The organism is Arthrobacter russicus (genome assembly GCF_031454135.1).
GTDB lineage: Bacteria > Actinomycetota > Actinomycetes > Actinomycetales > Micrococcaceae > Renibacterium > Renibacterium russicum.
On sequence record NZ_JAVDQF010000001.1, the window covers coordinates 1,232,528 to 1,255,312 of the forward strand.

A 22,785-nucleotide genomic window follows, 5' to 3' on the forward strand; every position below is an offset into this window, starting at 1 on the left:
CCCCTGTGGGGGTCATATGCGATCCATACATCTCACTCCCAGCAACCCGAACTATGCTAGGGATTGCATCAAATGGCTTTATCGGCAAGATTGCTACACGGGGAAGGTGGTGGCTAGACGATGATTATGCTCACGCACTCAATGGAATTCAAGCTCAGCGGACACAGCGACATGGAATCTGAATTCACACGCTTCGCTGATGCCCTGATCGACCTGGAAGCATCTGTACCCGGGATGCTCGACTCCTCCGTATGGATGGACGCAAAGCAGCGAAAGCTCGGTGTGACCATCACGGTAGAAGATCAAGACCAAGCCCGCGCCGAGTCGCTGGCTTTCTCCTGCATCATGACAGCGGTCCACGTCGCTGGTGGCCGCGCTGTCGAAATTCCCAGCAGCGAACCCGAGCAAATCCCTTGGGAAGAAGTCGCGGCAGCAAGGCAGTCCGAGCTAGTCGGCTAAGAGCACCATACGATTAGCCCCCGCCCCCACCGGGCGGGGGCTAATTTTGTGTCTACCGGTGTACCTTCATGTGCAGGAAGGTACACCCTTCTGGGTTGAGGGCTTTGAGCTGCTCAACAGCATCATCCGGATAGACATCGCGCTCGATTGTCGCGTCGCTGAGGATGCCGTCGGGGTCGCGGAAGGTGCCAATGATTCTCACGATTCCAGCGTATCGTCTTGGTCGCGTTGTGTTTTGCGCTTGCGGGCTAGGTACCGGCGTCGGTTGGCTACGGCCGCATAGGTACGCCCCAGGCTCCTTGCGATGTCTTCGATCTTGAATCTACGGTCCAGCGCCTTTTCGTCTTCGTCGGCAGTCCACGGCTGCCCATGCTCCACCGCGCAGGCCTGGGTGCGCTCCAGCCGCGCGGAGAGAGTGACCGCCGCAGCCTTACGGCAAGCCGGGCAAGGGCATAGCGGGCCGGGTGAGTGCTCCCCTGCTTCCCAAGCGTCGATGGCTCGCTTTCGGGCGTTCTGGTACTCGGCCTGCCTGTAGTCCCGGCGGGCGTTTTTACATAGCTCACACCTGCACCCAGCCTTCCAGCGGGCCGGGATACCGTGCCTTTCCGGCTGCTTCACCTTTCCGCTGAAGCCAGCTTGCCTTAGAAGGACTTCAACCCTTGTGGTTGAGAGTCGCATTTCTTTGGCGATTTGCGGGCCGGTCATCCCGCGCTCTCTCAGCTCGGCGACGCGTGCGAGCTGCTGAGCCGTGCGCGGGCGCTGGTTAGCCATGCTCCGCCCAGTCGAGTATGGCGTCCGGGAATCGGTCAATCACGCGCGCCCCTAAAGCGAGGTACCAGCCCTTCGGTTTCGGCCCAGCAGGTAAATGGATCGGGGTGCCTGCGACGGCAGCCACAAGGAGTCGGGAAACCTCACGGTCGTGGACTTCTCGAAGATCAAGCAGGGCGCGCACCAGCCCTTCACGGGGCGAGAAGCGGCCACGCTCCCAATCACGAACCGCGCTGATCCCTACGCCAAGCTCATCAGCGAGTTCGCTGAGCGTCAGCCCGATCAGCTTCCTTGTCGCAGCGACCTCAGCTGATGACATTTTCAGATCAGACATCTCCACCCCTTCCAGGTGAGAACGTGCCCCACCCTTTAGCGGGTGGGGCACGTTCTTTGCTTTAGCGTGCGTGACGCTCTACGACGGTCCAAAACTCATCGGCGTCAACCTCCGCGACATTCCAGCAACCGGCGATGTCATGAAGGTCGGAAGCGATGGCTTCGACGTTGAAGTCTTCGCGGCTGGCGTCGCCGTTCTCGATGGCGGAGATGACGTATTCTGCGGCGGTTGCGTTGGTGAACATGTGGCCCTCCTGGGCTTCGTAGCTGGGAGCTTCCCTCCCTTGCTGATACAACAATCATAACACACACTTTTTGGGTGTTGCAAGTGTTTCGTTGAAAACTTCCTCCGCCGCCTCAAGTTCGAACACTTGTTCGAACAGTGCTCCCGGTCTTACACTGCGGTTGTGGGGACGAATCGACGCTACGCGGACCATTACGACAAGCTGCACGCCCAGCGTGCGGCTGAGGCGGCGAGCCGTGAACGACCGATAGCCCTGACTTGGCCGCAGGTGATTTCCAAGGGCGACAAAATCACCTGGATCCCCAGCAGTGAAGAGCAGCCATTCGTGAAAGCCTGGATCAACTTCCCCAGCATTGCTGTCGAGGTCGAAGCCTTTGTGACCGGCTGGTCACCGTGTGCCGTCGAAATAGACTTCTGGCACAAAGAATCCTTCACACAGTACAAAATCTGGGTGTGGGCCAACGCGGTCACGCGCATCCCCAAGGACCAGTCGTGAAGCACCTGCCGCACAGTATTGACGATTACACGCTCCGCAAAAGCGTAGAAACCTTCCGGATCGCTGAGCCCGTTCCCAGTCACGGTAGCGCTGCCGATGCCCGACTACACCACCCAGGAAGCCCAAGGCCTGGCCTTGGAGTACGTTCCGGGGCCGTGAGGTGCAGTCAGGGTCGCGATCCCCTGGCCGGACGCCACAGACGGTATCCTGACCCAGTGGTACGACTCCGACAGGGTAGCCACGATCAGACCGGTGCCGGAAGAATCAACGTAGGGTCAAAAGGGTTGACCGTCCTCGTATTGTTCAGTTTCCGGTCCACCGCGTATTCGACCAGATCGGGGGTCAGCCGCTCCGATTCGGCTTCTAGCCAATCCACGATCTCAGCCCGGCCGCCCTGGTCCAGCTTCTCCGGGGCCAGCCAGTGATCCACACCCTCAGCAGTGAGGAAAGCTGGCATCCGGTCGTGGACCTCCCCGGCAGCGTCTTTACCGGGCCTGGTCACAATCGTGTAGGTGTGGACCCAGCCTTCCGGGGTCTCCCGTGCACTGCACAGCCCAGCAGCCATCAGCAAAGCCCCTTCGCGATGGTGGATGAAGTGCGGCACCTTCACTTCCTTGCCGTCAACCATTGTGGGCACGAATTCGTAATACCCGGACATCGGGACCACGATCCGCTGAGATGACAGTGGAGGCTTCCACATCCCGCTTGTATTCAGCTTCTCAATCGTCGCGTTGATCGGGCGCGGCTTCTTATCGCCCTCTGTGACCCAGGGAGCTTCATAGCCCCACTTCGCGGTCTCGATGACCCGTCGCACCTCGCCGTCCTCGTCCAGGTGCTCCCGCAGGATCGGCGCATGATTCGACGGAGCCACACTAAAGCGGTCTTCCCACTCGAAGGACACGTCCTGGCCCCGGTAGATCTTCCAAAAATTATCTGCCCAGAAAGTTTTCAGCTCAGCCACGTAGCGCCCACACATGCGCACAGCATACGACCGATCCATCCTGGAGTCATCAGCCGCAGGCAGCTTTTAATTCTGACCGGGCCGGTTTAAACTGGAGGTGCCTTCCCCGGCGAAACCTTCACGGTTTGCGGCGCCCCTTCTTGAGGAACACCTCGAAGGGGCGCCTATTTTTGTGCCGGACAGTAATAGATCTTCGCGGCACCGATCACGACGCCGATCTCCGCTGCGAGCACTGTCGTGTCCGCGACACGCACCGGGACCATGACCTCATCGGCCGTTGCGCCCCCTTCAAGCTGCTTACAAGTGTCTTTGGCCATCTGGACCAGGTCCGCGTCCTTTTGCCCTCCTAGACCCTCTTCTGAGAGCAGCGGGCGCACATCAGCAACAAACGACTGATCAGACATAGTCCTTTCCGGCGAAGCGCAGCCCGCGATCGAAGCGATGCCCGCGGCCACAAGAGCAAACGAAAACATGGTTCTTTTCAGTGAAATATTCATCGAAGGTCCTTTGATCTGGAAGTGAGTGGCGGATTCTCATGTCCAGATCAAGGAGGTCTCGAAGGCACTGCAAAAATGCATAAGGTGCAGAATAGGGTGCAGTGCCCTCGCCCCGACTCGGCGGCGAGGGCACTGCATCCCTTTATTTCCGGGGTAGGGCCACTGGGACTTGAACCCAGGACCAAGGGATTATGAGTCCCCTGCTCTAACCAGCTGAGCTATGGCCCCTTGCGGGCAGCACGGAGGCGATCCGCGAAAACCCAACCCGTCCAGCTTAGTGGACGGCCAGCCCAATCATGATGAACCGCTCAGTTGCTGTGCCCGGCCAGCACGTCTGCATAGCCGGCGCCGTAGTAGAGGTCCTCGAACGTGCTCAGCGTCGCGGCCAGGCTGTGCCGCTCGGCCACGGCTTTGCTCGCGGCCCCCATGGCCGCCCGTTCGGCTTCCGGCAACTCCAGGATCGTGCGGATCTTGGCCGCCAGATCGTCGCTGTCGCCGGGCCGGAACAAGAAGCCGTTCTTGTCGCCGTCGATCAGGTGCGGCAAGGCCATCGCGTCGGCCAAAACCAGCGGCGTGGAGGCACTGGCTGCTTCCAGCGAAACCAGCGACTGCAACTCCGCGGTACCGGGCATCGCGAACACCGAAGCGCGGATATAGGCTTCGCGCAATTCCTCGTCCGAGATCAGTCCCAGGAAGCGCACCCGGTCCGCCAAGCCCAGCTTCGCGACCAGATCTTCCAACGCCGGTCGGACTTCGCCGCCGCCGACGATCTCCAGATGCGCGTTCAGTTCCTCCGGCAGCTTGCCGATCGCCCGGATCAGCACGTCGACGTGCTTTTCCTCGGCGAGTCGGCCGGCGAAGAGCACCGTCGGATAGTCGGGCCGGTCGATTTCTTCGCCGGGCTGCAACTCGTAGGCCGCCGAATCGATGCCGTTGGAGACCGCCAGCACCTGGTCGAGTTTGGCCAGCTTCTTCATCGCATCGGCGGCCAACTGCGTCGGGGTGGTGACCACGGCGCCTTTGCGCATGATCTTGCCCATGTCCCGCCAAGAGTTTCGGGCGATGATCTTCAGGAACCACTCCGGGAACGGCAAGAACGGATTCAGGTTCTCCGGCATGAAGTGGTTGGTGGAAATCACCCGGATGCCGCGCCGGACGCATTCCTCCATGGTGGCCTTGCCGATCATGTAGTGGCACTGGATGTGCACCACATCGGGTTTGATCCGATCGAAGAGCTGCGAGATTTCGCGCTTGATCTCCCAGGGGAAGCAAATCCGGAAGTCCGGATTCGTGAACATCGCGTGCGAACGCAGCCGGTGCACCTCGGCCTCGGGCCGGATCTCGGTGTAGCTGGGCCCGACCTCCGGCTGCGGTGCCAAAACGTGAATTTCGTGCCCGCGGGCGCCCATTCCCTTGGCCAGGCGGTAGCAGAACTGCGCCGCACCGTTCATGGTCGGCGGGTAGGTTTCCGCCGCGATCAAAATCACCAGGGGCTTGCGTGGCTCGGCAGCTTCACGAGTCGGGGTCACAGTCGTCCAATCTTGAGGTGCCTGACGCCATTGCAGCCGGCACGGCCGACGGCGTCAAGCTGGCTTCCGGCGGGTGCGCCGTCGTTCGCTATTTCCGCTGCGCCCGCTTGGCCGCATCCCGGGCGTCCCGTTTGCGTTTCACCACGTCCGGGTGGTGCCTCGAGAGCGCAACGACACCCACGATAGCAAGCAATGCGGACGCACCCATGGCAATTGCGATCACGGCGGGCACATTGGGTTGAAGTTCATTCAAAATGATGATCCCGATCGCGATCCCGATCATCGGGTCCACCACGGTGAGGCCGGCGATCACCAAATCCGGCGGTCCGGAGGCGTAGGCGCTCTGCACGAACCAGGAGCCCAACCCCCCGGCGGCGGCGATCGCGACGATCGAATACCACTGCACATTCAGCAGGAACAAGCCGTTCGGGTCCAGCAGCTGTTTCGAAATGATCCGGGTGAGCACGGCCACGAAGCCGAACAGCACCCCGGCTCCGATGATGTAGAAAAACGCCTTCAGCCGATGCCGCCACAGCAGCACCGAACCGCCGAAGACTGCGATCACGATCACCAACAGCAGCGCGATGGTCAGTTCTTCTTCGGCTGTGACGTGAGTATTCTCACGCACCACATTGACCGCGAGCAGCACGAAAATCGCGCTCCCGGCGACGCAGGCGGTAATCGCCACGATGGTGGCCCGGTTCAGCCGGATCCCCTGGTCTTTCGAATTGACCACCGTGGTGATCACCAGCGCGATCGCGCCGATCGGCTGGATCACGGTCAAGGTCCCCATGCTGAGCGCGACGACGTTGAGCAGCATCCCGGCGCCCAGCAGCAACAATCCGAAAACCCAGCGCGGATTGCGCAACAAGCGCATGAACCCGTTGCCGCCCAAGGCTAGACCACCGGTGTTCGCCTGTACCGCGCTGCCCTGCCGTTGCGCACCGAAAGCCAGGAAGAACGCGCCGGCGACCGCGCAGGCGACCGCGATCCAGATCATGCTTTGCCGCGTTCCGTCGGCTCGGCGGAACCGGCCTCGGGCAAGGGGAAATGCAGTTCCCGGTGCTTGCGCACGATGGCCCAGAAATAGTTGTAGGCCGCGATCAGGTGCCCGATGATGCCGAGTACCAGAAAGGTCCAAGCGATATAGGTCAGGGCATTCGGTTCGGCACCGATCGCCCGGGCCAGCAGCAGCATCGGAGTACCGAGCAGCAGTGCTGCAGTGCGCAGCTTTCCGATGATGCTGACCGGCAGATCCGGGTGCCAGCGGAAGAACAGCAGCGAGGTCGTGGTCAGCACTGCGTCCGGAAGCACGATGACGGCGAGCAGCCACAACGGCGCGATCCCCGCGATCACCAAGGTGATCGCGACGGTGATCAGGGCGATCCGGTCCGCCACCGGATCGAGGATCCGGCCCAGCTTCGACGCCTGGTCGAAGCGCCGGGCGATGTAGCCGTCGACCCAGTCGGTGCTGCCCATGACCGCGAGCACGAGCACCGCCCAGCCGTACTCGTCCTTGGCCAAGACCAACCAGACGAACAGCGGAACCCCGAGAAAGCGGACCACGGTGAGCGCGTTCGGGATGGTGAAGATCCGGTCGTGGTCCACGATCGGCCGCCCGGGACGCGAGCCAGCGCCGATCAGTCTCATCCACGCCCCCTCACACCTTGCTCGTCATTCCCGGACACCTACATAAACCTGTCTACAGGGTGAGCCGGTCAAGCCAGCGTCTCCCGCGCGGTAAACCGGCTATCTTTTGAGCAACTTTCGCAGCAGCACGAAGAAGGTCGCCGTGGAAACCGCGGCAATGCTCCACGGCAGCCAACGCTCCCGCGCCTGGTTCAGCGCGGAATCCGGATCGTCGATCAGCTGTTTGGCCTGCTTCTTGACGTCCATCCGTTCGATCAGGCTTTCCCGGACCCGGAGCAAGTGCTTGCGACGGGTCTCGATGCGTTCGCGCAACTCGGCTTCGGACGGCACCGGATCGGCTTCGGCGGCTTTCGCTTCCTGCTCGGCCTTGGCTTCGGCGGCTTTGGCCGCCTTTTCTTCTTTGAGTGCTTGCTTCTCGGCTTTGCTCAACTCGGGTTTGACCAAGGTCTGCGGATCGAATTCGGCGCCTTGGCTGAGCACGCCGATATCGTGCTTGATCCCGCGGATTGCCTCTTCCGGCAGCAGCGGAAGCGCTTGTTTGACCTTTTTCAGCCCCCAGAGCACCGCAATCGCAATCAGCACCAGGAAGAAGAAGGCCACCACCAAGGCTGCCAGCCACGGCCACATGACCGTGGCCAGGCCCATGATCGCGGCGACCACCAGGGCGATGACGAGCAGCCCGAGCACCACCAGGGCCGCACCGAACATTCCGGCGCCGAAGCCGAGCAGCCCGGCTTTGCTTTTGAGCTCGGCCTTGGCCAGGCTGATCTCGTCGCTGAACTGCCGGGGCGCCAATCGGAAAAGGGCCTGGGCATTGCCGAGCAGCGAGTTGTCGCCGGGTGCACCGGCTGAATCGGTTCGGGGACTACTCATCGGTGCTGCCTCCATGGCTGTGGCCGGTCTACCTGTCAAAATTACCATTCGGCTGCCGAACCGTGCTGCCACGGCTTCGCCACGGGTCGTCGCCGCGGGCACCGGACAAGCTGGCTGCCCGGATTGCCAGCGCCTAGAATGAGCAGATCGGAACCGTCAGCGCCGCACCAGTTGCCTGAAAACCCCTAAGGAACCATCGTGAGCACCCTGACGCACCCCGGCGATGCCCTGAGCAAACGGCAGAAACTCGTCTACATCGTCGTTTTGGGGCTGCTCACTGCATTGGCGCCGTTCACCATCGACTTGTATCTTCCGGCATTCCCGATCCTGCAGGCGGATCTCCGAGTCAGTGCGGCGGCGGTGCAACTGACCCTGGCCGCGACAACCATCGGTTTCGCGGCCGGCCAGCTGGTGGTCGGGCCGCTGAGCGACAAATTGGGCCGCCGGCTCCCGCTCATCGTGGCCACCGCGATCCATGTGCTCGCCTCGATCGGCGCCGCGCTGTCCACCGATGTGACCATGCTGGGCGTTTTCCGGGTGTTGCAGGGCATCGGCGCCGCCGGAGGCGGCGTGGTGGCCATGGCGATGGTGCGGGACCTGTTTTCCGGTTACCCCTTGGTGCGGATGATGTCCCGGTTGGCGCTGGTGAATGGCATGGCCCCGATCGTGGCGCCGCTGATCGGCTCCCAACTGCTCTCCTTCATGTCCTGGCCCGGAATCTTCTGGTTGCTCAGCGGCTACGGCCTATTGGTACTGGTCGCGGCGGTTTTCCTGATCGTGGAGACGTTGCCCCCGGAGCTGCGCAAATCGCAGACCAGCATGCTGAGCCGCTACCGGGTGCTGTTCTCCGACCGGATCTTCGTCGGGATGCTGCTCCTGGGCGGGCTGAACTTCGCCGGGCTGTTCAGTTACCTCTCCGCATCGCCGTTCGTTTTCCAAGGGATCTACGGCTTGAGTCCGCAGCAGTACGGACTGCTCTTCGCACTGAACTCGATTGCCGTGGTGATCGGTGTCCAGGTCAGCGCCCGGGTGGTCCGCCGGGTCGGCCCGCAATGGGTGATCGCGGTCGCCACCGCAGTGCAATTCAGCATGGCCGTGCTGATCGTGGTCTTCGACCGGATCGGCCTCGGCTTCTTCGGCACCCTGATTCCGCTCTGGTTCTACATCTTGGCCACCGGATTCATCTTCCCCTGTGTGCAGGTGATCGCCTTGGCCAACCACGGCGCCAGAGCCGGTACCGCCGCGTCCCTGCTGGGCGCCGCGACTTTCGGCCTGGCCGGCGTGATCTCTCCACTGGTCGGCGCCTGGGGAACCAGTACCGCGACCCCCATGGGCGCTATCATGGCAGCATGCATCGGCCTGGGCATCCTCACGCTCTGGCTCGTCGTCCAGCCGAAGAAAGTGCCGCCCCTGTGACCAGCCCAGCCGAGCCGGTGATTGCCGAACCCGACCGGAGGCGGCGAGCCTGGCGGAGTCCTGCGGTGTGGTCCATGCCGGCCGCGGTCACCTTGCTTTTCCTGCTGACCGGCCTGCTTACCGGAGCTCTGGTTTCCGGACCGTCGTCCGAACTGCTCGAAGTGGTCGGGCTGGACTTCAGCACGCCGTACAGCCGCCCCTGGGCGCTGCTGACCTCGGGCTTCTTCGCGGGCAACCTGGTCGAATACCTGGTGGCGGCCGTTCTGCTGTTCCTCGGCCTCTGCCTGGCCACCCGCTTCGCCGGAATCTGGCGTACCGTGCTGGCCTTCGTGGTCAGTGCCGTGCTCAGCGCCTTCCTGCTCAGTCTGCTGCTGGAATGGGGGCTCAACAACGACATCGGATGGTTCGGTTACCTCGCCGGCGACCTGCAGATCGGCAGCTTCGGCGGATTGTGCGGCGCCTTGGGCATGTCCACTGCGGCCATGGATTCGTTGTGGCGGCGTCGGGTGCGCAGTTGGCTGCTCGCGGTGACCATCATGTTCGCGCTGTACTTGGGCACCGGGCAGACCATCATCGCCTTGGTCGGCACCATCGTCGGCATCGGCCTCGGAGCACTGCTGCTGCGGCGTTCGACCGACCACCATCTCCGTCACTCGAGCCTGCGCGAGACCCGGGTGCTGGTCTCCACCGGGGTGGCAGTCTTCGCCGTCGGCCCGCTGCTGAGCCAGCTCAGTGCCGGCTTCGCGATCGGACCGCTCTCCCTGGCCAATCAGTTGATGCTGCAATCGATTCCGGACAAACAGACGCTCAGCGACATCTGCGGCAGCGACCCGGCCTGCATCACCTTGCAGGACACCGTGGGCATTTCCAGCCCCGGCGCAGTGCTGCTGACCTTGATCCCGGTGCTGCTGCTCCTGGTCTGCGCGGACGGGCTGCGGCGCGGACGACGGCTTTCCTGGTGGATCACCCTCGGCGTGCAAAGCTACGTGCTCGCCTTCACGGTGTTCATGCTGCTGATCTTCTACGGTTCTTCGTTGACCGATTTCAGCAGCGAAAACCTCGGCGTGCTGTTCGCCTACATCGTGCCCACCCTGTTGGCTCCGGCACTGATCCTGGCGGTGCTTTGGAGCACCAAGGCAGCGTTCGGCGTCCGGTCCAGCGCTGCGGGCCGGCGGGCATTGGCCCGGACCGCATTCGGGCTCGCCGCCTCATTGCTCGTGGTCTATGCGCTGGCCTGGTTCGCCGAAGACAATCTCGCCAACTCCAGTATCGAAGACCTGCTCACCCAGCTGCCGCATTTGCTGATCCCGTTCCCGCTCCCGTTCGACATCTTCCTCCCGCAGGGGCTGGTTTCGACGCTGCTTTACAACTTCGGCGCCGCCGCGATCTGGGCGGTGATCCTCTACCTCCTGGTGCGCGATTACCGCCGCTTCGGCGGCTTGAGCAAGGACCAAGCGGCCGACGCGCGGCAGGCCGGGTTGCTGATCCGGCGCGGCGGCGGTTCGCTGTCCCATATGGCGCTCTGGGAAGGCAACCATTTCTGGTTCACCCCGGACGGTCAGGCCGGCGTCGCCTACCAGGTGCACCACGGGGTGGCGCTCACCGTCGCCGAGCCCTTCGGCGATCCGCGCTGGATCGGCGATGCCGCACGCGGCTTCGTTTCGCATTGCATCGAACTCGGTCTGGTGCCTTGCTTCTACTCCGCGCCCGCCGAGTTGGGCACCGCCTTGGCCGAGCTGGGGTTCCATCCCTTGGAGGTCGCCGAAGAAACCCGTCTGGACGTGACCGCGCAGACGTTCAAGGGCAAAGAGTGGCAAAACGTCAGAACCGCGCTGAACAAAGCCCGGAAACTCGAGATCACCGACCACTGGGGCAGCTTCTCCTCGTTCTCCCCGGCACTCCGCGCCCAGATCGCGCAACTGAGCGAAGAATGGGTGGCCGAAAAAGCGCTGCCGCAATTGGGCTTCACTCTGGGCGGGCTGGACGAACTCAAAGACGAATCGGTGGTCTGCTGCCTGGCCGTCGACGAAACCGGAGCGGTACTGGCGGTCACCAGTTGGCTGCCGGTCTATGCCAAAGGCGAAATCGTCTCCTGGACCCTGGACTTCATGCGCCGGCACCCGGATTCGTTCAACGGGGTGATGGAATTCATGATCGCCTGCGCCGTGAAGCGCTTCCAGAACTCGGTGGACAGCATTTCGCTCTCCGGGTCCCCGCTCGCCGGGACCGCGAACCCGGAAGCCGGAGAGGAACCGCAGGACGGCATGGAACGTCTGCTCTCATCTTTGGCGGCAGCCCTGGAGCCGTTTTACGGATTCCGCTCCCTGGCCGCCTTCAAATCGCGGTTCCAGCCTTCGTACCGGACGCTGTACATGTATTACCAGGATTCGCTCGCGCTGCCCTCGATCGCGCTGGCGGTCTCCGAAGCCTATTTGCCGGGGCTATCCGGCCGGCAGCGCACCCAGATGCTGCGCCAGTTGATCTCGCGCTGAGCTCATACCGTGGTCTGAACGATTGCCGGGAACAATCATTCCGGACGGCGATCCCCGGGAGATGGCCGTTGCGGCATCGTGGAAGCAAGAAGAAATCCAGCTTCCCCCGAAGGACAGATCATGGGCATCATTTTGGCTTCCAGCACCGCCGTCAACGCCGCCGAATCCGGCGGCATGTTCAGCAAGCTCGCCGGGATGGGCACCATCGGCACCGTGGCCCTGCTGCTCCTGGCCGGGCTCGGCCTGCTCGCCTTGCTGCTGATGCTGATCGGCTGGGTCGGGGCTTTGGCCGAATACCAGGAGCACGGCGGCATCGCCCGGACCGTGCTCTGGGTCGCTGTGGTGCTCTTCCTGCCACTACTGGGCACTTCGCTGTGGGCGGTCTTCGGCCGGCGCCGGCAAGCCAAGGCGGCGAAGGAGCACGCCGACGTCGCCCCCGCACCGGTCGCCCCCGCATCGGCCGCTACGGCATCGGAGCAACCGGTCCGGCAGCCGCGGATGCTTCCGGCCTGATCCGGCGGGTTCTGTTCCGGGCGGGTTCTGGAGTCTAAAATGCAAGCGTGGGCTCAGCCGCCGAACCGCCGCCGATTCCGGCTACTTGGATGCGCAAAGACGAGGCGCTCCTACCCTTGTGGTGGGAACGGCTTTGCCGGCAATCCAGCGCGGGCTCGGCGGCTTCATTCGCCGCCGGGCTCTTCGTCGAAGACCGCCGCCGGCCGATTGCCCAATGGCACAATCCGGCCTTGGATGCGGCCTTGCTGGTGGCACCGGAAACCTCCGCAGAATGGCCGCTGCAACGCTTCGGGATCTTCTATGCGCCGCCGGACGGGACGGTAGTCCGGGTGCATTCTGCGGTGCACGGTTGGCAGCCGAAGGACCCACGCCGGGCCGGCACCGAAACTGCGGCGTTCCACGCCGCGATCGCCGAAGCGGAACGCTTCCTCCAAGTGGAAATGGACTTCGTCTGAGCACCACGCCACCAAGCAAAAGGGCCCCTGAACAACGTTTCCGCTGATCAGAGGCCCTTTTGGGATATTTCGCTCCTCCTGCTGGACTTGAACCAGCAACCCTTCGATTAACAGTCGAATGCTCTGCCAATTGAGCTAAGGAGGAATGAAGCGAGTACTACTCTAACAAAGGATTTCAGCTCTGTGAAATCGAGAACCGCGGTGCTCGGAACACGCCAGAACAGATCGTGTGAAAGCTGAGCCTGAAGTGTTGGATGTGGCGGTTCGGGGACGAATTCCGAGCTCTATTTGTGCGGGCGTGCTCGGCCGCCCTACTCTTCGCGCAACGCCCGGCGTTGCATCTCCAGCTCCATGAGTTCCCGTTGCAGTTGTTGGTACCCCGCCGGGTCCGCAGCCGCATCCATCCGCTGCAAAGCGCCGATCTTCTCGGCTTTTGTCCGAGTCAGTTGCATTTCGAAGAGGCTGCGCAGCATCGAGCGGCAATAATTCTTGAGTCCTTCCTCATTCACCGCGGGCAACGGGGTGACCGCCAGCTCGGACACCAAGGGGCGCAGCGGCTCGGGAGCTTCCTCGGTGACTGCCTGGAGCCAGTCCCCCGCCTCGGGTTGCCCGGCAGCCCGGATCGCCTCGTGCACTGCGCGGTAGGCCGGCACCGCGAACTGGATTCCGCCGAAGCGCAGCCAATCGTCTGCGGTCAGCAAAGCCGGCTGCTGCAAAACCACCTCGAGGCCCTGCCGTTCCATCCGGGCGGCCGGGTCTCGCGGATCGGGGCGGCTGAAGCCAGGCGCCGTCCCGGCGGCTTCTTCGGCCGGCTTCCCGGCCGGGTCGGCATGCTGGGCCGCACGGGAACGGCTCTTCGCGGCATTGTTGACGGCGCGGAGCACTTCGTTCGGGTCCGCGATGCCCAGCCATCCCGCCAATTCCTGGCTGTAGCCCACCCGCGTCGAGCCGTCCCGGATCTCGGCGACCACCGGTGCTGCAGCGCGGAGCCCCTGCACCCGGCCCTCCACGGTGCTCAGATCGAATTTGGCGAGCGTCGAGCGGATGGCGAATTCGAAGAGCGGACGCCGGGACCCGATCAGCGCCTGCACCGCTTCGGAGCCACCGGACTGCCGGAGGTCGTTGGGGTCCTTGCCGCTGGGCTCCACCGCCACGAAAGTCTGCGCCACGAAACGCTGGTCCAGGCTGAAGGCCTTCAACGCGGCGTTCTGCCCGGCCGCATCGCCGTCGAAGGTGAAAATCACCTCACCACCGGTGCCGTCGTCGGAGAGCAGCCTGCGGGCCACCTTGATGTGGTCCTCGCCGAAAGCGGTTCCGCAGGTGGCGACTGCAGTGCCCACCCCGGAAAGGTGGCAGGCCATCACATCGGTGTAGCCCTCCACCACCACGAGCTGGCGGTCCTTGGCGATCGCCTTCTTCGCCAGGTCGATCCCATAGAGCACCTGCGACTTCTTGTACAGGATGGTCTCCGGGGTGTTCAAGTACTTGGGACCCTGATCGTCGTCGAAGAGCTTCCGGGCGCCGAAGCCGATGGTCTCCCCGGCGATGTCCCGGATCGGCCAGATCAACCGGCCGCGGAATCGGTCGAACAACCGGTCCCCGGAATTCCCGGTGGAGAACATCCCGGTCAACCGGAGTTCTTCATCGGTGAATCCGCGGCCGCGCAGATGCTTGAGCAGGGCATCCCAGCCCTGCGGGGCGAAGCCGATGCCGAACTGTTCCGCTGCCGCCCGGTCGAAGCCCCGGCCGGAGAGAAATTGCCGGGCTGCTGCGGCGGCGGGGCTGAGCAGCTGGTCCCGGAAGAATTCCGCCGCGATCTTGTGCGCATCGAGCAGCCGCTGCCGGCGTCCGGTTTCTTCGCGGCGCGGGCCGGAACCGCCGTCTTCGTAATGCAGCTCGAAACCGATCCGGGCCGCCAGCTTTTCCACCGCTTCGGTGAAGGAGAGGTGGTCCACCTTCTGCAGGAACGAAATCACGTCGCCGCCCTCGCCGCAGCCGAAGCAGTGGTAACGCCCGGCTTGCGGCCGGACGTTGAACGAAGGGCTGCGTTCGTCGTGGAACGGGCACAGTCCTTTCCAGGAACCGATCCCGGCGCTTTTGAGCGTCACATAGCTCTCGACGACCTCTTTGATGTCAGTGCGGGCGCGGAGTTCCTCGATATCTTCATGTTTGATCAGTCCGGCCACAGCTCGAGTTTATGCCAAGGGCACGACAAGCCGCGCCAAGCCCAGGATCAGCGCCCAGCCGACTTTCCTTTGACGACACTTGCCGGCCAAGCGGAGGTGGCAGGCAACTCAGCTGTCACAAGGGTTACTTCAGCACCAGGAAATGTCGCGGATGGAAAATGGCTAACCCGCGGTTAGCCGCTGGTGCCAGGCCAATGCCGAGACATCCGTGAGCGAAGCCACCTGGTCGATCACGGCGCGCAACCGGCCGGCGTCGTCCGCCGCCTCGCGCCAGTCCGCGGCGAACATCTTCTCCAGATGCCGGTCGCCACCGGCCGCCAACACCGCGACCAGCTCATGCAGGACCTCCTGCTGCCGTTGGTAAATCGGCTGCCGGTTTTCGCTGGTCATCACGAACGTGGTGGCCAGGCCTTTCATCGCGGCGATCTCGTGCACGGTCTCCGCCGGGACCACGACGTCGGCGGCGAACCTGGTCAGCGGGTCCGGTCCGTAGATCGCCCGGGTGGTGTCCAGCGCGCTTTGGCAAAACCGGCCGATCAGTTGGCTGGTCATGTTCTTCAATCCGGCCATCGAAGCCCGGGAACCGTCGGCGTCGCGGACCCAGACCTCGGTCGCTTCCAGGCGGGCCAGGGCCGCATCGATTTCCGCTTCCTCGGCGTGCGGCAAGTACCACTGCCGGGTATAACCGATCACCCGGCTCCGGGTCTCCGGCTGGTCCAGGAAGGACAGTTGGAAGTGGCCGGCCACAATCGCGTCTTCGACATCGTGGACCGAATATGAGATGTCGTCGGCCAAGTCCATCACCTGGGCTTCGATGCAGCTGTGCCCAGCCGGGGCGCCTTCGCGGAGCCAGTTGAATATCGGCTCGTCATCGGCATAGACCCCGAATTTGCTGGTCCGGTGGCCATGGATCACCGGAGCATCGGCCGCCGACCACGGGTACTTGCAGGCGGCGTCCAGGCTCGCCCGGCTCAAGTTCAGCCCGGCCGGCAATCCTTCGGCAGTGAACACCTTGGGCTCCAACCGGGTCAACAACCGCAGGGTCTGCGCGTTCCCTTCGAACCCGCCGATCGCGTGCGCCAAGTCGTTCAGCGCGGACTCGCCATTGTGCCCGAACGGCGGATGGCCCAGATCATGGGCCAAGCAGGCCGTGTCCACGACGTCCGGATCGCAGCCGAGCACCCGGCCCAGTTCCCGGCCGACTTGGGCGACTTCCAGCGAGTGGGTGAGCCGGGTGCGCACGAAATCGTCGGTGTCCGGAGCCACCACCTGGGTCTTGGCGCCGAGCCGGCGCAGCGCCGACGAATGCAGCACCCGGGCGCGGTCCCGCTCGAACGGGCTGCGGTAGCTTTTCTTGGCCGGTTCCTGGACGAACCGTTCGGCGTCCGGGGCCGAATAGCCGGTGGTCTGCGAAGTCTCCGCCACGATTTCAGCCACCGGAGACATCCAATTCCGCCGCCGCGATATTGGCCTGCTGCTCGGCGTCCAGATCGCGGTCCGCCAGCCAGTTGTTCGGCAGTGCAGTCCGCTTGGGGGTGCCGGCCCGGCCACGCGGCCCTTCGGCATCGACCCCGGGATAAGGCGATTCCATATCGAGTTGGTCCAGCAGTTCGCGCAGCACCGCAAGGGTCGGCACGGCAGCGAGCTTGGCCCGCAGTTCACCGCCCACCACATAGCCTTTGAAGTACCAGGCCATGTGTTTGCGGATGTCCCGCAGCGCCTTCCCCTCCTCGCCGAAAGTTTCGATGAGCAGCTGCGCATGCCGGTAAACGGTGTCCGAGACTTGTTGCAAGCCGGGCCGGAACCGCCGGGAATCGCCGTCGAACGCGGCCATCAAATCGCCGAAAAGCCACGGTCGGCCCTGGCAGCCGCGGCCGATCACCACGCCGTCGACGCCGGTCTCCCGCACCATCCGGATCGCATCTTCGGCGCTCCAGATATCCCCGTTGCCCAGCACCGGGACATCCGGCAACGCTTCGCGCAACCGGGCGATCGCAGACCAATCGGCCACGCCGGAGTAGAACTGCGAGGCGGTGCGCCCGTGCAGCGCGACCGCGGCGACGCCGGAATCCCGGGCGATTTTCCCGGCCTCCAGATAGGTCAGATGGTCCTCGTCGATGCCCTTGCGCATTTTGATCGTGAGCGGGATATCGCCCTTCGACGCTTCGCGGACTGCGGTGCGCACGATCGAGGCGAAGAGCTCGGTCTTCCAGGGCAGCGCCGCTCCCCCGCCGCGCCGGGTCACCTTGGCCACCGGGCAGCCGAAGTTGAGATCGATGTGGTCCGCGTAATTTTCCTCGACCAGCATCCGCACGGCCTGCCCCACAGTGACCGGATCCACCCCGTAAAGCTGCACGGAACGGACCTTCTCATCCGCGTCGTGCGAAATGATCCGCAAACTCTCCGGCGTCCGTTCCACCAGGGCACGCGAGGTGACCATCTCGGCCACATACAGTCCGCCGCCGTATTCCCGGCACAGCCGGCGGAATGCGGTATTGGTGATACCGGCCATCGGGGCGAGCACCACCGGGGTGTCCACGGTGATATTGCCGAGGCGCAACGGAGGCAGCTCGAGCCGGTCCGTGGGTGCGGGAAGATCTACAACAGTCACAGAGCTATTCTCTCAAACCGGTCAAAATCCGCACCGGGCCGGCCGCAATGGGCCGGTCGCAACGGTTTCGCGCAACCGCGGCTTCCGCTCCCGGCCGCAACCCGGGAGCGGAAGGCCGACGCCGGGCTATCGGGCGTCGTTGATGGTCCACATTTGGTTGCGGTCGCCAGTGCGGCAGGACTCGGTGCGCATCTGCTGCCCGCGGCCCTTGTTGGTCAGACAGGAATTGTCCTGGCCGCTCTTGATCTGGATCTGCCCTTGGCTGCCACCTGGCGCATCGGCGAAGACCCACTGCTGATTCGCGCCGCCGCCGTAGCCCCACTGCTGCATCTCGTTGCCGGAAATCGCCTTGTCCAGGACCAGGGTCGAGCCGATGCTCCGGAAGACGAAGCGGTTCTCCGACCCCTTGCGATACATCTGCCAGCGCTGATTGTTGCCGGCGCTGTAATCCCAGGCATTCACCCGGGCACCTTCGGGTTTGGCCGCATTGCTGTCCACGTCCACGGCCTGGCCGTCGGCAACGCTCTTTAACCAGACTGCCGGAGATTCGACGTTCAAACCGGCCCACGGGTCGCCACCGGAACCGCCGTGCGTCGGCGGATTCGATTTCACCGGGTTGACCCCGCCGAGGTCGGTGACCTTGACGTAGTCGACCAGCATTTGCGCCGGCATCGAATTCAGATCCACCGAGCCGCCCAGGGTGCCGCCGATGGCCAGGTTCAGGATCAGGAAGAACGGCTTGTCGAAGACCCATTGCTTGCCGCCGAGGTCTTCTCTGCCGACGCTCAGGTACGGCTTGTCGTCGAGGAACCAGGTGATCCGGTCCGGCCCCCAGTCCACCCGGTAATTGTGGAACGCGTCGCCGAGCGGGGCGCCGTTGTTGATCTGGCCGCCAATGCCGTCGCCTCCGCTGTATCCCGGGCCGTGCACCGTGCCCAGCAGCTGGCTGGGGTTGTTCCCGACGTTCTCCATGATGTCGACTTCGCCGGAGGCCGGCCAGCCGGCCGATCCGATGTCCTCGCCCAGCATCCAGAAGGCCGGCCAGACGCCCTTTTGCCCCGGGACCTTGATCCGGGCCTCCACCCGACCGTATTTCGCGGAGATCTTGCCGGCGGAATTGAGCCGGGCCGACGTCACTTCGCAAGGGCCGTAAAAACAATTCAGTCCGCCGGCATTGTCCCGTCGGGCGGTAATGACCAAATTCCCATTCCCGTCCAGCTTCGAATTGTCCGCGCTATTGGTGTAATATTGCCGCTCGTTGTTTCCCCAGCCGGAACCGCCGGTTTCCAAGTTCCAGAACTGCGAATTGGGCCGCGCACCCGCGCCGCCGTCGAAATTGTCCGTCCAATTGCCGACCACCGCCGCCGGTGCTGCCGCAGCATCCGCCGAAGCGGACACCACCACTGCCGCCGATGCGCCGAGCGACAGCGCCGCAACCGTGGCCGCGACTCTCCTGCCCCATTTCTTCCATGCCGAATCAACCACGCCGCAACCTTCCGCCTCAGCAGCCCACCGGCCATCGACCCTGTGAACTGCGCCACAAAACATTCCAAAAACAGATTACCCGGAATGTGTGCGACTTTTGCCGGAATTCATTTAATTCTCGGAATTCCCAGAAAGATAAGTAATCACCATTAAGTGATAACCGCAATTCGCCGCGGTTCGCGACCTTTCAGAGCAGCCAACCGTTGGCTTCCGCGGTGTGCGCCGCTTCGCCGCGGGTCCGGGCCCCGGTCTTCCCCATCGCACTGGAAAGATAGTTGCGGACTGTGCCTTCGGACAAAAACGTCGCCTTCGCGATGTCCGCGACCGTGCCGCCCCCGGCCGCCGCGCGCAGCACCTCGGTTTCCCGTTCGGTCAGCGGACTCTCACCGCTGGTCAACGTCTCGGCAGCCAATGTGGGGTCCACTACCCGGAGCCCGGCGTGGACTTTGCGCACCGCGTCCGCCAGCTGCTTCGCCGGAGTGTCCTTGACCACGAATCCATTGGCGCCGGCCTGCATCGCCCGGCGGAGGTAGCCCGGCCGGCCGAAGGTGGTCACCATCAGCACCCGGCAATCCGGCATCGCAGCGTGCAGTGCGGCGGCCGCGGCGATCCCGTCCAGCCCCGGCATTTCGACGTCGAGCAGCGCCACCTCCGCGGCCGCGGCCGACGCCGCGGCCACCACTTCGTCGCCGCGGCCCACTTCGGCCACCACCTCGATGTCCGATTCGAGGCCGAGCAGCGCGGCGAGCGCGCCCCGGACCAGGGCCTGGTCGTCTGCGATCAAGAGCCGGATCATGGTTTCAACCTATCCTCATGCGCTCAGAGTTCCACTCGCAGACGGAAGCCGCCCATGGCCGAGCGCCCAATGGTCAGGGCGGCGTTCTGCGCCGCCACCCGTTCGCGCAATCCGGCCAAGCCGTTGCCGGTCTCCGGGAGTCCCGGGGCGGACGGGCCCGCGCCGTCGTCGTCGATTTGGATGAATCCGGCGCTCATGGTCACCAGCACTTTGCCCGCCTGGGAATGCCGCACGATATTGGTCACCCCTTCGCGCAGTACCCAGCCGAAAAGTTCCCGGTATTTGGCCGGGACCTCGTCCGCGGCTCCGGGCAGTTCGGCATCCATTCCGGCGGCGGTCAACGCGCTCCGGGCATTGGCCAATTCGGTCAGCACATTCACCCCGCGGTAGCCGCGCACCGTGGCCCGGACATCGACCAGCGCACCGCGGGCCAGCTCTTCGACGTCGTGGATTTCCGCAGCCGCCCGCTCCGGGGACACCTCCAGGAGCCGGCCGGCCAATTCCGCCTTGACCGCGATCACGGTGAGCGAATGGCCCAGGATGTCGTGCATGTCCCGGGCCACCCGGCTGCGTTCTTCCTTGACCGCGACCTCCGCCAGGCGCTGCTGGGTTTCCCGGAGTACCCGCAGGGCTTCGATCTGCCGGCCGAAGGCGATCATCATCAAGCCGATGGACCCGGAGACGGCGGCCATCGCAATCGAGTTCTCCAGCGTCTGGCCCAGCACCAGTTCCGCGACCAGCAACGCCGCCGAAACCGAACCCACGATGATCAGCGCGGTCTTGCGCCGATGCTGCTGCATGCCGGCGCACACGGTCAAAAAGGTGGCGAACCAACCGCCGGATGGCCCGACGATCAAAAACATGGCTACGCCGAAGGCCGCCAACACGCTCCAAATCGCGATTTTGAAGGGCTCGCTGCGCGCCCAACTCAGTGGCGGGATCACGATGAAGAGGCACAGGGCCAGCACCGAGATCACGGCATAGCTGATCGCCAGGCCCAACGGCTTGCCGGAGTCGAACAGCGTCGGCCAGCTGTTGAAGCCGAAGACCAGGACCGCGATGCCGGCGCCGGTGTACCAACGACGGGCGCCGGTGGAGGTCAACAGCTCCCGGAAGTTGAGCGCCTGCTGGACGTCCTGGGCCAACCAGCTCAGCCGGCTGGTCATCCGCTCGACGTCTTGGTCAACTTCCTCAGCGGATCGGCTGTAATGAACACCTGGCATGGGCCTACCTTACGTCGCTCAGACCCGCTTGGTGTCCCGCCGGAAAGCCAGTCCGGCCCCCGCGGCGAAGATCAGCAGCCAGATTGCGACATTGAGCAGTGCAAGCCAATTGAAGGCGTCCCCGGTCAACGGCGCCCGGGCGATTTCGCCGATGCCGTAGGTGGGGGTCCAGACCCCGATGGTCTGGAAAACTCCGCCGAGCGAGCTCAACGGTGCGAACAGGCCGCCGAAGAAGGCCAGGAAGGCGATCACCGGGCCCATGATCTGCATCACGTTCTCGCTCGGGATCAGGTAGCCGACCAACAGGCCCAAAGCGGTGAAGACCAGTGAACCGAGCAGCCCGCCCAGACCGGAAAGGATCCAGATCTGCGGCTCCATCCGGACCCCGATGGCGAAGCCCGCAACGTCGACGGCCAGGATCGCGATCAGGCCGAGCAGCAAACCGCCGACCACCTTGACCGAAATATTGGCTGCCGGGGTCAGCGGAGTGAGTCGCAGCTGCCGGCTCCAGCCCATCGAGCGCTCGATCGCCACGGCGCTGCCCGCCGAGGTTGAGGTGATCATGCAGCCGTAGACCGCCATCGAAATCATGATGTAGGCGGCGACCGAAACACCCCCGGCGCTCACCGGGTGAGCCGGGTTGACCGGGGTGTCCTTCTGCGGCAGCCCGATGATCAGGAACATCGCCACCGGCAGGACCAAGGCGAACATCACGTTCCGCCGGTTGCGCAACCGGCGCTTCATCTCGATGCCGAGCAGCGTCAGGTTGAAACCGCCGAACGGCGGGACTTTTCGTTCCAGCGAAATGCTGGTGGGGATTGCGGTAGACATCTCAGGTCCTCGGTTCTGGCTGGCGGGTGGATTAGTCGTCGGAAGTGAGCGCCAAGAAGGCGTCTTCGAGATTGTGCGAGGTGACTTCCAGGTTTTTCGCATCGGTGTGGTTCAGCAGGTAGCGGGCCACGGCGTCGGAGTCTTTGCTGTGCACGCTGACGATTCCGGCCCGCAGCTCGACGCTGTCCACGCCGGGCAGCGCCGCGACCGCGCCCTGGTCCAGCCCGCTCACGCTCGCCCGCACGGTCCGGCCGGAGGCGAGCGATTTGATCTCCGCACTCGAGCCGTCCGCGACGATCCGACCCTTGCGGACCAGGATGATCCGGTCCGCATAGGCGTCCGCCTCATCGAGGTAGTGCGTTGCGAAAATCACGGTACGGCCGCGCTTGGCATCGGCGTGGATCGCGTTCCAGAAGTCCCGGCGCCCTTCCACGTCCATGCCGGTGGTCGGTTCGTCCAGTATCAGCAGCCCAGGGTCGGAGACCAAAGCCATGGCGAACCGGAGCCGCTGCTGCTGGCCGCCGGAGCACTTGCTCACGATCCGGTCGCCGATGTCCTTGATCCCGGCGCGTTCCAGGCATTCGTCCACCGGCCTGGATTCGGCGAACAAGGAAGCGGTCAAGGCCACGGTCTCGCGGACCGTCAGGTCTTTGAGCAGTCCTCCGGTTTGCATCACCGCAGACACCTGGCCGTGCGCGATCGCCTGCCGAGGGCTCTTGCCGTAGACGCGCACCGAACCGCGGTCCGGTTTGCTCAAACCGAGCAGCATGTCGATGGTCGTGGTTTTGCCGGCGCCGTTCGGGCCCAGGAAGGCCACCACCTCACCGGGTTTGATCTGCAAATCGATTCCGTTGACCGCGTGCACTTTGCCGAAAGACTTCTGCAACTGCTGCGCGTCCACGGCATAGAGCGCGGTTGCGGTATTGCCGCGCGGGGCGGCCGTGGTGAGTTGTTCGCTCATCGGATG

Annotated in this window: 24 protein-coding genes and 2 tRNA genes; 6 read left to right on the forward strand and 20 right to left on the reverse strand. The window is 64.1% G+C overall.

What is annotated here, in order from left to right:
• The first annotated feature begins 141 nt into the window (after positions 1–141).
• A complete protein-coding gene (locus JOE69_RS05825; protein ID WP_309796879.1) occupies positions 142–459 on the forward strand; it encodes a hypothetical protein in 318 nt (105 codons plus the stop codon).
• Positions 460–511: 52 nt separating this feature from the next.
• Here the strand turns inward: JOE69_RS05825 and JOE69_RS05830 are convergent, their stop codons facing one another.
• From JOE69_RS05830 to JOE69_RS05845, 4 genes are all read right to left on the reverse strand, one after another.
• Entirely contained in the window at positions 512–661 is a 150-nt protein-coding gene (locus tag JOE69_RS05830; RefSeq protein WP_309796881.1) for a hypothetical protein, read from the reverse strand.
• Positions 658–1,230 (reverse strand): hypothetical protein, encoded by a 573-nt coding sequence (locus tag JOE69_RS05835; protein ID WP_309796883.1) that lies wholly within the window; start codon positions 1,228–1,230, stop codon positions 658–660. The genes JOE69_RS05830 and JOE69_RS05835 overlap by 4 nt, the downstream gene beginning before the upstream one ends.
• The gene (locus JOE69_RS05840) at positions 1,223–1,561 is read right to left on the reverse strand and encodes a helix-turn-helix domain-containing protein (RefSeq protein ID WP_309796885.1); all 339 of its coding nucleotides are present in this window, start codon (positions 1,559–1,561) and stop codon (positions 1,223–1,225) included. The genes JOE69_RS05835 and JOE69_RS05840 overlap by 8 nt, the downstream gene beginning before the upstream one ends.
• A 61-nt stretch (positions 1,562–1,622) precedes the next feature.
• Complete coding sequence (locus tag JOE69_RS05845; protein WP_309796888.1) at positions 1,623–1,805, reverse strand: hypothetical protein; 183 nt, start codon at positions 1,803–1,805, stop codon at positions 1,623–1,625.
• A gap of 162 nt (positions 1,806–1,967) precedes the next feature.
• Between JOE69_RS05845 and JOE69_RS05850 the strand changes: the two genes are divergently transcribed.
• Positions 1,968–2,300, forward strand: a complete 333-nt coding sequence (locus tag JOE69_RS05850; protein WP_309796890.1) for a hypothetical protein — start codon at positions 1,968–1,970, stop codon at positions 2,298–2,300.
• A 244-nt stretch (positions 2,301–2,544) separates the two neighbouring features.
• Here JOE69_RS05850 and JOE69_RS05855 read toward each other — a convergent pair whose 3' ends face one another.
• The 7 genes from JOE69_RS05855 to JOE69_RS05885 form a co-directional block, all read right to left on the reverse strand.
• On the reverse strand, positions 2,545–3,300 hold the full coding sequence (locus tag JOE69_RS05855; protein ID WP_309796892.1) for an SOS response-associated peptidase: 756 nt from the start codon (positions 3,298–3,300) through the stop codon (positions 2,545–2,547).
• A 125-nt stretch (positions 3,301–3,425) separates the two neighbouring features.
• A complete protein-coding gene (locus JOE69_RS05860) occupies positions 3,426–3,758 on the reverse strand; it encodes a DUF732 domain-containing protein (RefSeq protein WP_309796894.1) in 333 nt (110 codons plus the stop codon).
• A gap of 154 nt (positions 3,759–3,912) precedes the next feature.
• Positions 3,913–3,986, reverse strand: a tRNA-Ile gene (locus JOE69_RS05865).
• Positions 3,987–4,066: 80 nt separating this feature from the next.
• On the reverse strand, positions 4,067–5,287 hold the full coding sequence (locus tag JOE69_RS05870) for a glycosyltransferase (protein ID WP_309796895.1): 1,221 nt from the start codon (positions 5,285–5,287) through the stop codon (positions 4,067–4,069).
• A gap of 88 nt (positions 5,288–5,375) precedes the next feature.
• The gene (locus JOE69_RS05875) at positions 5,376–6,287 is read right to left on the reverse strand and encodes a DMT family transporter (RefSeq protein ID WP_296364010.1); all 912 of its coding nucleotides are present in this window, start codon (positions 6,285–6,287) and stop codon (positions 5,376–5,378) included.
• Entirely contained in the window at positions 6,284–6,937 is a 654-nt protein-coding gene (locus tag JOE69_RS05880) for a CDP-alcohol phosphatidyltransferase family protein (RefSeq protein WP_309796905.1), read from the reverse strand. Before JOE69_RS05880 ends, JOE69_RS05875 begins: the two co-directional genes overlap by 4 nt.
• Positions 6,938–7,036: 99 nt before the next feature.
• The gene (locus tag JOE69_RS05885) at positions 7,037–7,810 is read right to left on the reverse strand and encodes a phage holin family protein (RefSeq protein ID WP_309796906.1); all 774 of its coding nucleotides are present in this window, start codon (positions 7,808–7,810) and stop codon (positions 7,037–7,039) included.
• 198 nt (positions 7,811–8,008) lie between these two features.
• Between JOE69_RS05885 and JOE69_RS05890 the strand changes: the two genes are divergently transcribed.
• The 4 genes from JOE69_RS05890 to JOE69_RS05905 all read left to right on the forward strand — a co-directional run bounded on the left by JOE69_RS05890 (position 8,009) and on the right by JOE69_RS05905 (position 12,686).
• Positions 8,009–9,226 carry a Bcr/CflA family multidrug efflux MFS transporter gene (locus tag JOE69_RS05890; RefSeq protein WP_309796908.1) on the forward strand — a complete coding sequence of 406 codons (1,218 nt, stop codon included), beginning with the start codon at positions 8,009–8,011 and terminating at the stop codon, positions 9,224–9,226.
• Positions 9,223–11,718 carry an MprF family protein gene (locus JOE69_RS05895; protein ID WP_309796910.1) on the forward strand — a complete coding sequence of 832 codons (2,496 nt, stop codon included), beginning with the start codon at positions 9,223–9,225 and terminating at the stop codon, positions 11,716–11,718. Before JOE69_RS05890 ends, JOE69_RS05895 begins: the two co-directional genes overlap by 4 nt.
• Positions 11,719–11,838: 120 nt before the next feature.
• On the forward strand, positions 11,839–12,231 hold the full coding sequence (locus JOE69_RS05900; protein ID WP_309796912.1) for a hypothetical protein: 393 nt from the start codon (positions 11,839–11,841) through the stop codon (positions 12,229–12,231).
• Positions 12,232–12,278: 47 nt separating this feature from the next.
• Complete coding sequence (locus JOE69_RS05905) at positions 12,279–12,686, forward strand: hypothetical protein (protein ID WP_374709675.1); 408 nt, start codon at positions 12,279–12,281, stop codon at positions 12,684–12,686.
• A gap of 72 nt (positions 12,687–12,758) precedes the next feature.
• Here JOE69_RS05905 and JOE69_RS05910 read toward each other — a convergent pair.
• The 9 genes from JOE69_RS05910 to JOE69_RS05950 form a co-directional block, all read right to left on the reverse strand.
• Positions 12,759–12,831 (reverse strand) — tRNA-Asn (locus JOE69_RS05910).
• 166 nt (positions 12,832–12,997) lie between these two features.
• Positions 12,998–14,872 carry a DNA primase gene (dnaG, locus tag JOE69_RS05915; RefSeq protein WP_309796914.1) on the reverse strand — a complete coding sequence of 625 codons (1,875 nt, stop codon included), beginning with the start codon at positions 14,870–14,872 and terminating at the stop codon, positions 12,998–13,000.
• A 162-nt stretch (positions 14,873–15,034) separates the two neighbouring features.
• Positions 15,035–16,318, reverse strand: coding sequence for a deoxyguanosinetriphosphate triphosphohydrolase (locus JOE69_RS05920; protein WP_309796916.1), 1,284 nt, complete (start codon positions 16,316–16,318; stop codon positions 15,035–15,037).
• On the reverse strand, positions 16,302–17,483 hold the full coding sequence (gene dusB, locus JOE69_RS05925) for a tRNA dihydrouridine synthase DusB (protein WP_309796918.1): 1,182 nt from the start codon (positions 17,481–17,483) through the stop codon (positions 16,302–16,304). Before dusB ends, JOE69_RS05920 begins: the two co-directional genes overlap by 17 nt.
• Positions 17,484–17,609: 126 nt before the next feature.
• A complete protein-coding gene (locus JOE69_RS05930; RefSeq protein ID WP_309796920.1) occupies positions 17,610–18,968 on the reverse strand; it encodes a family 16 glycosylhydrolase in 1,359 nt (452 codons plus the stop codon).
• A 187-nt stretch (positions 18,969–19,155) separates the two neighbouring features.
• Entirely contained in the window at positions 19,156–19,764 is a 609-nt protein-coding gene (locus JOE69_RS05935) for a response regulator transcription factor (RefSeq protein WP_296363999.1), read from the reverse strand.
• Between the two features lie 23 nt (positions 19,765–19,787).
• On the reverse strand, positions 19,788–20,987 hold the full coding sequence (locus tag JOE69_RS05940; RefSeq protein ID WP_309796923.1) for a sensor histidine kinase: 1,200 nt from the start codon (positions 20,985–20,987) through the stop codon (positions 19,788–19,790).
• Between the two features lie 18 nt (positions 20,988–21,005).
• Positions 21,006–21,818 (reverse strand): ABC transporter permease, encoded by an 813-nt coding sequence (locus JOE69_RS05945; RefSeq protein WP_296363997.1) that lies wholly within the window; start codon positions 21,816–21,818, stop codon positions 21,006–21,008.
• Positions 21,819–21,849: 31 nt separating this feature from the next.
• A complete protein-coding gene (locus JOE69_RS05950; RefSeq protein ID WP_309796925.1) occupies positions 21,850–22,779 on the reverse strand; it encodes an ABC transporter ATP-binding protein in 930 nt (309 codons plus the stop codon).
• Positions 22,780–22,785: the final 6 nt, after the last annotated feature.